Genomic DNA, 12,394 nt, shown 5'->3' with positions numbered 1-12,394 from the left:
GGGCTGCGCAGCAGCCCCGGCAATCTATGCTGAGGCGAAGATCTTGGGGCCGCTGCGCGCCCCTTTCGCGACACAAGGCCGTTCCCACAGGCGCCCCTACAAAGGGACCGCAACATGCGTTTTAGGCCCGACCTTTGGTCAGCCACCCGACTCGGGCGCAAATTTCATGTATGATATGCGCCCTTCCAAAAGCCTGACTGTCCGAGAACACCCCATGCAGCTTTCTTCGCTCACTGCGGTTTCCCCTGTAGACGGCCGTTATGCCGGCAAAACCCAGGCCTTGCGCCCCATTTTCAGCGAATTCGGCCTGATCCGTTTCCGCGCCCTGGTCGAAGTGCGCTGGCTGCAGCGCCTGGCCGCCCACCCGCAGATCGGCGAAGTGCCGGCGTTCTCCGCCGAAGCCAACGCCCTGCTGGACAACCTGGCTACCGATTTCAAGCTGGAGCACGCCGAGCGCGTCAAGGAAATCGAGCGCACCACCAACCACGACGTCAAGGCGATCGAATACCTCCTCAAGGAGCAGGCCGCCAAGCTGCCTGAGCTGGCCAAGGTCAGCGAGTTCATCCACTTTGCCTGCACCAGCGAGGACATCAACAACCTGTCCCACGCCCTGATGCTGCGCGCCGGCCGTGACGAAGTGCTGCTGCCGCTGATGCGCCAGATCGCCGACGCCATCCGCGCCCTGGCCCACGCCCACGCCGACGTGCCAATGCTGTCGCGCACCCACGGTCAGCCAGCTTCGCCGACCACCCTGGGTAAAGAACTGGCCAACGTCGTGTACCGCCTGGAGCGCCAGATCGCCCAGGTTGCCGCCGTGCCGCTGCTGGGCAAGATCAACGGCGCCGTGGGCAACTACAACGCCCACCTGTCGGCATACTCGCAGATCGACTGGGAAGCAAACGCCCGCGCCTTCATCGAAGACGAGCTGGGCCTGCAGTTCAACCCGTACACCACCCAGATCGAGCCGCACGACTACATCGCCGAGCTGTTCGACGCCATCGCCCGCTTCAACACCATCCTGATCGACTTCGACCGTGATGTGTGGGGCTACATCTCGCTGGGCTACTTCAAGCAGAAGACCGTTGCCGGCGAAATCGGCTCGTCGACCATGCCACACAAGGTCAACCCGATCGACTTCGAAAACTCCGAAGGCAACCTGGGTATCGCCAACGCGCTGTTCCAGCACCTGGCCAGCAAGCTGCCGATCTCGCGCTGGCAGCGTGACCTGACCGACTCCACCGTGCTGCGCAACCTGGGCGTGGGCTTTGCCCACAGCGTTATCGCCTACGAAGCCAGCCTGAAAGGCATTGGCAAGCTGGAAGTCAACGAAGCCCGCATCGCTGCCGACCTGGACGCCTGCTGGGAAGTGCTGGCCGAGCCGATCCAGACCGTAATGCGCCGCTTCAACATCGAAAACCCCTACGAGAAGCTCAAAGAGCTGACCCGTGGCAAGGGCATCACCCCTGAAGCGCTGCTGACCTTCATCGACGGCCTGGACATGCCAGCCGAAGCCAAGGCCGAGCTCAAGCAGCTGACCCCCGCTACCTACATCGGTAACGCGGCAGCCCAGGCCAAACGCATCTAAGCTGACCGTCGCGTACAACGCCCGGCCTGGCCGGGCGTTTTTATTCCCGGACGAAAATTACGTTTTTTCAATAGGTTGAACATGAATCCTGATACTCCACTGCAGCTGCTCGGCGGCATCTCGGCCCGCGAATTCATGCGCGACTACTGGCAGAAGAAGCCCCTGCTGGTGCGCCAGGCCTTCCCGGACTTCATCAGCCCGATCGACCCCGACGAGCTGGCCGGCCTGGCCCTGGAAGAGGAAGTCGAGTCGCGTATCGTGCTTGAGCACGGCGCCCACCCGTGGGAGCTGCGCCGCGGCCCGTTCAACGAAGACACCTTCGCCGAGCTGCCGGAAAAGGACTGGACCCTGCTGGTGCAGGCCGTGGACCAGTTCGTCCCGGAAGTGGCCGAACTGCTGGAGAACTTCCGCTTCCTGCCCAGCTGGCGTATCGATGATGTGATGATCAGCTTCGCCGCCCCGGGTGGCAGCGTCGGCCCGCACTTCGACAACTACGACGTGTTCCTGCTGCAGGGCCACGGCCAGCGCAACTGGAAGATTGGCCAGATGTGCAGCAGCGACAGCCCGCTGCTGGAGCACGCCGACCTGCGCATCCTGGCCGAGTTCGAGCAGAGCGAAGAGTGGACCCTGGAACCGGGCGACATGCTCTACCTGCCACCGCGCCTGGCCCACTACGGTGTGGCCGTGGACGACTGCCTGACCTATTCGGTCGGCTTCCGCGCGCCAAGCGCCGCCGAAGTGCTGACTCACTTCACCGACTTCCTCGGCCAGTTCCTGCCCGACGAAGAGCGCTACAGCGACGCCGACGCCCAGCCTGCCAGCGACCCGCACCAGATCCAGCACGACGCCCTCGACCGCCTCAAGGCGCTGCTCGACAAGCACATGGGCGACAAGGATCTGCTGCTGACCTGGTTCGGCCAGTTCATGACCGAGCCGCGTTACCCCGAGCAGATCGTTGGCGAGGAGCTGAGCGAGGAAGAGCTGATCGAAGCCCTTGAACAAGGCGCCATCCTGATCCGCAACCCGAGCGCACGCCTGGCCTGGTCGGAATTCGAAGACGACCTGCTGCTGTTCGCCAGCGGCCGTAGCTGCCCGCTGCCAGGCAAGCTGCGCGAACTGCTGAAGCTGGTGTGCGCGGCCGACGCCCTGCACATCGACAACCTGGCAGAATGGCTGCAGGACGAAGATGGCCTTATGCTGGTACAGCAGCTGGTCAAACAAGGAAGCCTGGGATTCGCCAATGAATAAGATTCGTGTGCGCCTCGCCGACTGGCAAAAGGACAACGCCGACATCCGCCGTATCCGTGAAGCGGTGTTCATTGCCGAACAGCACGTACCGCCGGAGCTGGAGTGGGACTCGGACGATCCGACCGCTGCGCACTTCCTGGCACTGGAAGGCGACTACCCGATCGGCACCGCCCGCCTGCTGCCCGACGGCACCATTGGCCGGGTTTCGGTACTGAAGGACTGGCGCGGGCTGAAGGTGGGTGACGCGCTGATGAATGCCGTGATCGTCGAAGCCCAGGACCGCGACCTGAAGCAGCAGATGCTCAGCGCCCAGGTGCACGCCACGCCGTTCTACGAGCGGCTGGGCTTTCGCGTAGTCAGCGAAGAGTTCCTCGAAGCCGGCATCCCGCACGTGGACATGGTGCGCGACTCGCGCGCCTGATCCATAACCTGTACCGGCCTGTTCGCGGGTGAACCCGCTCCCACAGTGACCCCACAAACTTCAGATATTGTGCGGTCCCTGTGGGAGCGGGTTTACCCGCGAATGGGCCGGCACAGGCTTATGACACTTCCCCAGACAAAAAACCTGTACATCCATCCAGATAAAACTTGCCTCTGCGCCCCCGCTTGCGCATCCTAGTGCCCATCACCCCCGATGAAGCGTCCCCGGCCATGCGCCTGTTCCTCTGCGAAAAACCTTCCCAGGCAAAAGACATCGCCAAAGTGCTCGGCGCCAACCGCAAAGGCGACGGCTGCTGGCAAAGCACCGACGTCTGCGTAACCTGGTGCATCGGCCACCTGCTGGAAACCGCCCCGCCCGACAGCTACGACGAACGCTACAAGCGCTGGAACCTGGCCGACCTGCCGATCATCCCGGACAAGTGGAAGATGCTGGTCAAGCCCAAGACCGCCAGCCAGTTCAAGGCGGTCAAGCGCCTGCTCGGCGAAGCGCGGGAACTGGTGATCGCCACCGACGCCGACCGCGAAGGCGAAATGATTGCCCGCGAGCTGGTCGAGCATTGCCGCTACCGCGGCCCGGTGCAGCGCCTGTGGCTATCGGCGCTGGACGACGCCTCCATCCGCAAGGCCTTGGCACGCCTGCTGCCGGGCCACGAAACCTTCAACCTGTACCACTCGGCGCTGGGCCGCTCGCGCGCCGACTGGCTGATCGGCATGAACATGAGCCGGCTGTTCACCCTGCTGGGCCGCCAGTCCGGCTACCAGGGCGTATTGCCAGTGGGCCGGGTGCAAACGCCTACCTTGCGCCTGGTGGTCGACCGTGACCGCAGCATCGCCAGCTTCGTGCCGGTGCCGTTCTGGGCCATCGACGTGCAACTGGAACACGCCGGCCAACGCTTCAACGCCCAATGGCGCGCGCCCGAAGACGCCTGCGATGACCAGGGGCGCTGCCTGAAACAGGGCCTGGCGCAACAAGCCGCCGCCGACATCAGCCAGGCCGGTACTGCCCGCGCGGTAAAGGTGGCCACCGAGCGCGTACGCGAAGCGGCACCGCTGCCCTTCGACCTCGGTACCCTGCAGGAGCTGTGCTCGAAAAAATTCGGCCTCGGTGCCCAGGAAACCCTCGACATCGCCCAGGCGCTTTACGAAACCCACAAACTGATCACCTACCCGCGCAGCGACTGCGGCTACCTGCCGCAAAGCCAGCACGCCGAGGCGCCGGCCATCCTCGCCGCCCTGCAACGGGTCGATGCCAGCCTGGCGCCACTGCAGCCCTACCTGGAGCCGCAACGCCGCTCGCGGGCCTGGAACGACGCCAAGGTCAGCGCCCACCACGGCATCATCCCCACTGCGGCTGCCAGCGACCCGTCGCGCCTGCCGGCCAAGCACAAGGCGGTATATACCTTGATCCGCGCCCGCTACCTGGCGCAGTTTCTGCCCAACCACGAATACGACCGCACCCAGGCCGACTTCGACTGCGCTGGCCATGCCTTGCGCGCGGTGGGCAAGCAGATCGTCGAGCCGGGCTGGCGTCGCGCCCTGCCCGAGGCCCTGACCCCGGCCAAGGGCCGCGAGGCACCACCAGCCCAGGTATTGCCAGCGCTACGCGAAGGCCAGGACTGCAGCGTGCAGGGCCTGCAACTGAAAGACCTGTGGACCCAGCCGCCCAAACCGTTCACCGAAGGCGACCTGATCAAGGCGATGAAGAACGTGGCCAAACTGGTGGACGACCCGCGGCTGAAACAGAAGCTCAAGGAAACCACCGGTATTGGCACCGAGGCCACCCGCGCCAGCATCATCCAGGGCCTGCTCGATCGCGGTTACCTGGTGAAAAACGGCAAGGCCCTGTCGGCCACGCCTGCGGCCTTCAGCCTGATTGACGCCGTACCGCGCGCCATTGCCGACCCCGGCACCACGGCCATCTGGGAGCAGGCACTGGACATGGTGCAGAGTGGCGAGATGACCCTGGAAGAGTTCGTCGCCCGGCAATCGGCGTGGATGGGCAAGCTGGTGGAGCGTTGCAGCGGCATGCGCATGACCATCAGCGGGCCGGCGGCCGGGGCGGCGCCGCCGTGGAAGAAGAAGCGGCGTAGCGGTGCTGGAAAAAGCAAACCGACTGGGAGCAAGCCGGCCGCTGGCAAGCCGCGTCAGCCCCGGAGGAAGGCGGCAACCTGACACTTTTGCATTGCCAGTACCGGCGGCGCTGTACAAACTCTGAGATAACAGGAGGAACCTGTGGGAGCGGGCGTGCCCGCGAAGAGGCCAGTACTGGCAGTCTATCCACCACCGTCAAACCAAATACCCGACCCGACACATTGGCACCATGAAATTTACCTGCTAAGTTTTCATGAAAATAATCACAATAATTTTCACGAGGCCTTTGCATGTTCAAGCAGTCCGCCCAGCACGTCGCCAGCTACTATGCCCAGACCTACCCCGCCAACATCCCGCTACGCCCTACCCTGCAAGGCACCCACGACACCGATGTACTGATCATCGGCGCCGGTTTCAGCGGCCTGCACACCGCCCTGCGCCTGACCCAGGCCGGCAAGCGCGTAACGCTGCTGGAAGCCAGCCGGGTGGCCTGGGCCGCGTCCGGGCGCAACGGCGGCCAAGCGTTGCTGGGTTGGTCTTGCGACATGCCACCACTGGAAAAGGCCCTGGGCATCGAGCGCACCCAACGCCTGTGGGCCAGTATGTGCTGGGCCGCAGACGAAATGCGCGAACTGCCCCAGCGCCACGGCTTCGATATCGACTACCGGCTGGGCAGCCTGTGGACCGCGGTAATGCCGCGCCGGGTGAAAATGCTTGAAGAAGCCCTGCACGAGGCCGAACACAAATGGGGCTACGATGCCCTGCGCCTGATTGGTCGCGACGAGTTACCACAATGGATCGACAGCCCGCGCTACCAGGCTGCACTATACGACGCGCGGGGCGCCCACCTCAATCCGCTGAAACTGGCCCAGGGCCTGGCCAGCACCATCGAAGCGGCCGGCGGGCGTATCTACGAACAGAGCCAGGTGTTCAGCTATCAACAGGCTGGCGACGGCTATGTCGCCCGTACCGATCGCGGTGAAGTTCGCTGCCAGGTGTTGGTACTGGCCTGCAACGCCTACATCGACCGCCTCGACCGCAACCTGTCGCGCCGCCTGTTACCGGTCGGCTCTTACCAGGTAGCCACCGCACCGCTGGATGCCGACTTCGCCCGTTCACTGCTGCCGCGCAACAGTTGCGTGATCGACAACCAGTTCGTACCTGACTACTTCCGCCTGACCCCGGACCACCGCCTGCTGTTTGGCGGCGGCTGCACTTACCTGGGCGGCATTCCCAAGGACGTCGCCAGCGCCACCCGCCCCTACCTGGAGCGGGTGTTCCCGCAACTGGCCGGGGTGGCCATCGACTATGCCTGGGGTGGCCATATCGACTGCAGCATCCAGCGCACCCCGGACGTCGGCCGCGACGGCCAGCGTTACTGGTTGCAGGGTTTCTCCGGCCATGGCGTGCTACCGACCCTGGCGGCGGCACGGGCGGTGAGCGATGCCATTCTTGGCGATGAAGACCTGCTGGCACTGTACCAAGGCATCGACAACGGCCGCTTCCCTGGCGGCGACCTGCTGGCCGCACCGCTGGAGGCCGCCGCCAAGGCCTGGTACCGCATGCGCGATCGCGTCTGATCGGCTGACGCAACTCCCTTGTGGGAGCGGCCTTGCCGGGGCGCCGGACCGGTCGGAAAGGGCTGCGAAGCAGCCCCAGGCTATCAGCACAGATGCACAAATTGCCGGGGCCGCTTTGCGGCCCTTTCGCGACGCAAGGCCGCTCCCACAAAGGGCCGCGCAGATCTGAAGAGGATGCAGGCTAGCACCAATGCCTCACCACAAATCCCAGTGCCAAGCCAAATCCCTCCTATTCTCAATAGCTCCCTTCGCTTCCTGCACCCAGGAGACACGACCATGAGCTATGTAACCACGAAGGACGCCGTACAGATCTTCTACAAGGACTGGGGCCCGCGTGACGCGCCGGTGATCCATTTCCACCACGGCTGGCCGCTCAGTGCCGACGACTGGGACGCGCAGATGCTGTTCTTCCTCGCCCACGGTTACCGCGTGGTCGCCCACGACCGCCGTGGCCATGGCCGCTCCAGCCAGGTGTGGGACGGCCACGACATGGACCATTACGCCGACGACGTGGCCGCCGTGGTCGCCCACCTGGGCATCCAGGGCGCCGTGCATGTCGGCCACTCGACCGGCGGTGGCGAAGTGGTGCGCTACATGGCCCGCCACCCCGGCGACAAGGTAGCCAAGGCCGTGCTGATCGCCGCCGTGCCGCCACTGATGGTGCAAACACCCGGCAACCCGGGTGGCCTGCCCAAGTCGGTGTTCGACGGTTTCCAGGCCCAGGTCGCCAGCAACCGCGCGCAGTTCTACCGGGATGTGCCGACCGGGCCGTTCTACGGCTACAACCGCCCAGGTGTCGAAGCCAGTGAGGGCATCATCGGCAACTGGTGGCGCCAGGGCATGATCGGCAGCGCCAAGGCCCATTACGATGGCATCGTGGCGTTTTCCCAGACGGATTTCACTGAAGACCTGAAAGGCATCCAGCAGCCCGTACTGGTGATGCATGGCGACGATGACCAGATCGTGCCGTATGAAAACTCCGGGCCGCTGTCGGCGAAGCTGTTACCCAATGGCACGCTGAAGACCTACAAAGGCTACCCGCATGGCATGCCGACCACCCATGCCGACGTAATCAATGCGGATTTGCTGGCGTTTATTCGAAGCTGATGTGAACGCCTGTACCGGCCTCTTCGCGGCGGTTCGACGCCTCGAAAGGGCCGGCGCTGGCAACACACCTCACCCAGGATTACCATGTCTCCCTTCTAGCGCGGCCCTTTACCGCCCCCTTGCCTCCCTGCCTGCCAAAACCCATGCCCTTCGAACTCACCGTAGAACCCCTAACCCTGCTGATCCTGGCCCTGGTCGCCTTCGTCGCCGGTTTCATCGATGCCATCGCCGGCGGTGGCGGCCTGCTCACCACCCCGGCGCTGCTCACCGCCGGCATGCCGCCACACCTGGTGCTGGGCACCAACAAGCTCAGCTCGACCTTCGGCTCGGCCACCGCCGGTTTCACCTACTACAAGCGCAAGCTGTTCCACCCGGCACAGTGGCGCCCGGCCTTGTTCGCCACCTTGACCGGCGCATTGCTAGGGGCGGTCATCGCCCACTACATGCCCGCCGAATGGCTGAACAAGATGCTGCCGGTGATCGTCTTTGCCTGTGGCATCTACCTGCTGTTCGGCGGTACGCCCAAGGCGCCGTTGGATGCCGATGCACCGATCAAGAAAAAATGGCAGGTACCGCAAGGTTTCACCCTGGGCTTCTATGACGGCGTGGCCGGCCCAGGCACCGGGGCGTTCTGGACGGTCAGCACCCTGCTGCTATACCCCATCGACCTGGTCCGCGCCAGCGGCGTGGCACGCAGCATGAACTTCGTCAGCAACATCGCGGCGCTGACGGTGTTCATCATTTCCGGGCAGGTGGACTACATCGTCGGCCTGTGCATGGGCCTGTCGGTGATGGTCGGTGCCTTCTTCGGCGCACGCACGGCGATCAGCGGCGGCAGCAAGTTCATCCGCCCGGTGTTCATCACCGTGGTGCTGGCGTTGACCGTGCGCCTAGCGTGGCAACACTGGTTCGGGCAGGCCTAAGCGGCGAGCGACATAGAGGTCAATCAGGTAGCGCGCAATGGAGCGCCCGGCCGGCAGCGGCGGCAGGTCGTGGACGCTGAACCACTGGGCATCCTCGATCTCGTCCGGCTGCATGACGATCTCGCCGCCCGCGTATTCGGCATGGAAGCCGAGCATCATCGAGTGCGGAAACGGCCAGCACTGGCTGCCGACGTACTGGATGTTCTGCACTTCCACCGCCACTTCCTCACGCACTTCGCGCACCAGGCAGTCTTCGGCCGACTCGCCCGGCTCGGCAAAACCTGCCAGGGTGCTGTACACACCGGCGACGAAACGCGGCGAGCGCGCCAGCAGAATCTCGTCGCCACGGGTCACCAGCACGATCATGCTCGGCGAAATGCGCGGGTAGCTGCGCAGGTCGCACGGCTGGCAGTACATCGCCCGCTCCCAGCGGATTTGCGTCATCGCCTGGCCGCAGCTGCCGCAGAAGCGGTGCTCGCGGGCCCAGGTGCCGATCTGCGCGGCATAGCCCAGCACCTTGTAGGTGTCGAAGTCGCCTTCGAGCATGAATGCGCGCAGGCCGCGCCAGCTGCAGCCGGGCACGTCGGTGGCACTGCGCAGCTCCAGCAGGAACACTGGCTGGCCATCGAAGTGGCCAATGCCATGCTCGCACAGTACGTCGAGGTCCTGGCGCTTGAGCCAGTCGCGAGGGAACAGCGCGCCGTTGGCGTCCACCAGGAACCCTTCCGGGCTGCGGGCCACGGCCAGCCCCCCGGTAATCTGCGGGTCGAGTACTGCGGTAGTCCAGCGTGCTGACATGTCGGGGGTTCCTTTACTGCGCGTCCCCCGGTTTGATCAGTCGGCGAACGTCGGTTTCTGTTTGCTCATGTGCGCCGCCACGGCCACGCGCAGGTCTTCGGACTGCAGCATCGCGGCGTTCCAGGTGGCGATATAGTCCAGGCCATCGTCGATGCGATGGTCACGCATGTAGCTGAGCATTTCCTTGGTGCCGGCCACGGCAATTGGCGATTTTGCGGTAATCTCGCGGGCGATGACAAAGACCTCGTCCATGAGCGCAGCCTGATCATCATAGACCCGGTTGACCAGGCCGATACGCAGCGCCTCGTCGGCCTCGACATTGCGCCCGGTGAAGGCCAGCTCGCGCATCATGCCGTCGCCAATGATACGTGGCAAACGTTGCAATGTGCCGACATCGGCGGCCATGCCCATGTCGATTTCCTTGATCGAGAACTGCGCATCGCGGCTGCAATAGCGCATGTCGCAGGCCGAGATCAGGTCGATGGCGCCACCGATGCAGTAGCCCTGCACGGCGGCCAGTACCGGCTTGCGGCAATTGTCCACGGCGTTGAACGAGGCCTGCAGGCGCTGGATGGTCTTGCGCAGGAAGCGCGCATTGCGGCCAACGTCCTTGCCCATTTGCCCGGCCAACGAGGCCAGCATCATCAGGTCGATACCGGCAGAGAAGTGCTTGCCAGCGCCGCTGATCACCACCGCGCGCACGGCATCGGTGTCGTCGACCCATTGGAAGATGTCGACGATCTCTTCCCAGAAGGCCGCGTTCATCGCGTTTACCTTCTCCGGGCGGTTGATCTGAACGTGGGCGATGTTGTCGGTCAGTTCGACCTTGAACGCGCTGTACTCGGTCACGGGCGGCACTCCTGCGGGTGAAGGGTTCATAGCGCGGATGGTAACCCAGGCCAATGACCGCACTTATGCCAAAAACGGGACTGCACGCCTTGCCTAAGGCGCGCTGATCCGGCACCGTGCGCCATCGCCGAATCATAAGGATACAAATTCATGTCACGCTCCCTGAACGGCGCCCTCGCCCACGGTTTTCTGGGCCAATCGCCGCAGTGGTACAAGGCGGTCATCTGCCTGTTCCTGGTGCTCAACCCGCTGCTGCTGGCAACCGTTGGCCCGGCCGCTGCGGGCTGGGCGCTGGTGATCGAGTTCATCTTCACCCTGGGCATGGCCCTGAAGTGCTACCCGCTGATGCCCGGCGGGCTGTTGCTCATCGAAGCCATGCTGTTGCAGATGACCACGCCACAGGCGCTGTACGAAGAGCTGCAACACAACTTCCCGGTGATCCTGCTGCTGATGTTCATGGTAGCCGGCATTCACTTCATGAAGGAGCTGCTGCTGTTCCTGTTCTCGCGCATTTTGCTGGGCGTGCGCTCGAAAGCCATGCTGTCGCTGCTGTTCTGCGTGCTGTCGGCGTTTCTCTCGGCGTTTCTCGACGCGCTGACCGTGACGGCCGTGATCATCAGTGCTGCGGTGGGCTTCTATGCGGTTTACCACCGCGTGGCTTCCGGGGCCAACCCGCGCGAGGAGAGCGCGCTGGACAGCGACCAGCAGGTTGCGCAGTTGCACCGTGAAGACCTCGACCAGTTCCGCGCCTTCCTGCGTAGCTTGCTGATGCACGGCGCGGTGGGTACCGCCCTGGGTGGCGTGTGCACGCTGGTGGGCGAACCACAGAACCTGCTGATCGGCCACGAGATGGGCTGGCACTTCGCCGACTTCTTCTTCAAGGTGGCGCCCGTATCGTTGCCAGTGCTGGGGGCCGGCCTGCTGACCTGCGTGTTGCTGGAAAAACTGCGCCTGTTCGGTTACGGCACGCTGATGCCCGAGCCGGTGCGCCAGGTGCTGGCTGCCTATGCCGCTGAGGACGATGCCGCACGTACCCAGGCCCAGCGCATTGCGCTGTGGGTGCAAGGGTTAGCGGCGCTGATCCTGATTGTGTGCCTGGGGCTACACGTGGCTGAGGTCGGCCTGATCGGCCTGATGGTGATTGTGCTGATCACTGCGTTTACCGGCATCACCGACGAGCACCGCCTGGGCCGTGCCTTCCAGGACGCCATGCCGTTCACCTCGTTGCTGGTGGTGTTTTTCGCCGTGGTCGCGGTGATTCACCAGCAGCAGCTGTTCAGCCCGTTGATCGCCTGGGTGCTGACCCTGCCGGCCGAGCAACAGCCGGGCATGCTGTACCTGGCCAACGGCTTGCTGTCGGCGATCAGCGACAATGTGTTCGTTGCCACCATCTACATCACCGAGGTGAAGCAGGCGTTTCTCAATGGTGGCATGAGCCGTGAGCATTTCGAGACGCTGGCGGTGGCGATCAACACCGGCACCAACCTGCCCAGCGTGGCGACGCCGAATGGGCAAGCGGCGTTCCTGTTCCTGCTGACCTCGGCGATTGCGCCGTTGATCCGGCTGTCGTATGGGCGGATGGTATGGATGGCCTTGCCCTATACCGTTGTGATGGGTGGGCTGGGGTGGTGGGCGGTGACTTACTGGCTTTAATCTAGTGCCCGCCTGACAGCCTAACGCAGGGCTCTTGTAGGAGCGGCCTTGTGTCGCGAAAGGGCTGCGCAGCAGCCCCGGCAATTTGTGCGATTGCGCTGAAAACCTGGGGGCTGCTG

Annotated in this window: 10 protein-coding genes; 8 read left to right on the top strand and 2 right to left on the bottom strand. The window is 64.2% G+C overall.

Annotated features, from left to right (window positions below; translation table 11 throughout):
- Nucleotides 1-214 precede the first annotated feature (214 nt).
- From purB to ABE456_RS26490, 7 genes are all read left to right on the top strand, one after another.
- Entirely contained in the window at nucleotides 215-1,585 is a 1,371-nt protein-coding gene (gene purB / locus ABE456_RS26520; RefSeq protein WP_346646565.1) for an adenylosuccinate lyase, read from the top strand.
- 81 nt (nucleotides 1,586-1,666) lie between these two features.
- Nucleotides 1,667-2,833, top strand: coding sequence for a cupin domain-containing protein (locus ABE456_RS26515; RefSeq protein WP_346646564.1), 1,167 nt, complete (start codon nucleotides 1,667-1,669; stop codon nucleotides 2,831-2,833).
- Nucleotides 2,826-3,254 (top strand): GNAT family N-acetyltransferase, encoded by a 429-nt coding sequence (locus ABE456_RS26510; protein WP_056803078.1) that lies wholly within the window; start codon nucleotides 2,826-2,828, stop codon nucleotides 3,252-3,254. Before ABE456_RS26515 ends, ABE456_RS26510 begins: the two co-directional genes overlap by 8 nt.
- A 230-nt stretch (nucleotides 3,255-3,484) precedes the next feature.
- Complete coding sequence (locus tag ABE456_RS26505) at nucleotides 3,485-5,446, top strand: DNA topoisomerase III (protein ID WP_346646566.1); 1,962 nt, start codon at nucleotides 3,485-3,487, stop codon at nucleotides 5,444-5,446.
- 209 nt (nucleotides 5,447-5,655) lie between these two features.
- Entirely contained in the window at nucleotides 5,656-6,945 is a 1,290-nt protein-coding gene (locus ABE456_RS26500) for an FAD-binding oxidoreductase (protein WP_346646563.1), read from the top strand.
- 276 nt (nucleotides 6,946-7,221) lie between these two features.
- Nucleotides 7,222-8,052 carry an alpha/beta hydrolase gene (locus ABE456_RS26495; RefSeq protein WP_346646562.1) on the top strand — a complete coding sequence of 277 codons (831 nt, stop codon included), beginning with the start codon at nucleotides 7,222-7,224 and terminating at the stop codon, nucleotides 8,050-8,052.
- A gap of 143 nt (nucleotides 8,053-8,195) precedes the next feature.
- On the top strand, nucleotides 8,196-8,975 hold the full coding sequence (locus tag ABE456_RS26490) for a TSUP family transporter (RefSeq protein WP_003251244.1): 780 nt from the start codon (nucleotides 8,196-8,198) through the stop codon (nucleotides 8,973-8,975).
- On the opposite strand, the gene nudC is transcribed toward ABE456_RS26490, so the two are convergent.
- Together nudC and ABE456_RS26480 are read right to left on the bottom strand one after the other, a co-directional pair.
- A complete protein-coding gene (gene nudC, locus ABE456_RS26485) occupies nucleotides 8,943-9,773 on the bottom strand; it encodes an NAD(+) diphosphatase (protein ID WP_346646561.1) in 831 nt (276 codons plus the stop codon). The two genes, ABE456_RS26490 and nudC, sit on opposite strands and share 33 nt — an antisense overlap.
- 36 nt (nucleotides 9,774-9,809) lie before the next feature.
- Nucleotides 9,810-10,622 carry a crotonase/enoyl-CoA hydratase family protein gene (locus tag ABE456_RS26480; protein ID WP_346646560.1) on the bottom strand — a complete coding sequence of 271 codons (813 nt, stop codon included), beginning with the start codon at nucleotides 10,620-10,622 and terminating at the stop codon, nucleotides 9,810-9,812.
- 150 nt (nucleotides 10,623-10,772) lie between these two features.
- Between ABE456_RS26480 and nhaB the strand changes: the two genes are divergently transcribed.
- Entirely contained in the window at nucleotides 10,773-12,275 is a 1,503-nt protein-coding gene (gene nhaB / locus ABE456_RS26475; RefSeq protein WP_346646559.1) for a sodium/proton antiporter NhaB, read from the top strand.
- The last annotated feature ends 119 nt before the right edge of the window (nucleotides 12,276-12,394 follow it).

The organism is Pseudomonas sp. TWI929 (assembly GCF_039673335.1).
Lineage (GTDB): Bacteria > Pseudomonadota > Gammaproteobacteria > Pseudomonadales > Pseudomonadaceae > Aquipseudomonas.
Note: the sequence above shows the minus strand (reverse complement) of the source record. Positions and strands in the feature narration are given on the sequence as shown.

What these genes read in the sequence shown, in the direction of transcription:
- nudC (WP_346646561.1), bottom strand. Translation starts at nt 9,773, where the DNA reads ATGTCAGCACGCTGGACTACCGCAGTACTCGACCCGCAGATTACCGGG.
- ABE456_RS26510 (WP_056803078.1), top strand. Translation starts at nt 2,826, where the DNA reads ATGAATAAGATTCGTGTGCGCCTCGCCGACTGGCAAAAGGACAACGCC.
- ABE456_RS26490 (WP_003251244.1), top strand. Translation starts at nt 8,196, where the DNA reads ATGCCCTTCGAACTCACCGTAGAACCCCTAACCCTGCTGATCCTGGCC.
- ABE456_RS26515 (WP_346646564.1), top strand. Translation starts at nt 1,667, where the DNA reads ATGAATCCTGATACTCCACTGCAGCTGCTCGGCGGCATCTCGGCCCGC.
- ABE456_RS26500 (WP_346646563.1), top strand. Translation starts at nt 5,656, where the DNA reads ATGTTCAAGCAGTCCGCCCAGCACGTCGCCAGCTACTATGCCCAGACC.
- purB (WP_346646565.1), top strand. Translation starts at nt 215, where the DNA reads ATGCAGCTTTCTTCGCTCACTGCGGTTTCCCCTGTAGACGGCCGTTAT.
- ABE456_RS26505 (WP_346646566.1), top strand. Translation starts at nt 3,485, where the DNA reads ATGCGCCTGTTCCTCTGCGAAAAACCTTCCCAGGCAAAAGACATCGCC.
- ABE456_RS26495 (WP_346646562.1), top strand. Translation starts at nt 7,222, where the DNA reads ATGAGCTATGTAACCACGAAGGACGCCGTACAGATCTTCTACAAGGAC.
- nhaB (WP_346646559.1), top strand. Translation starts at nt 10,773, where the DNA reads ATGTCACGCTCCCTGAACGGCGCCCTCGCCCACGGTTTTCTGGGCCAA.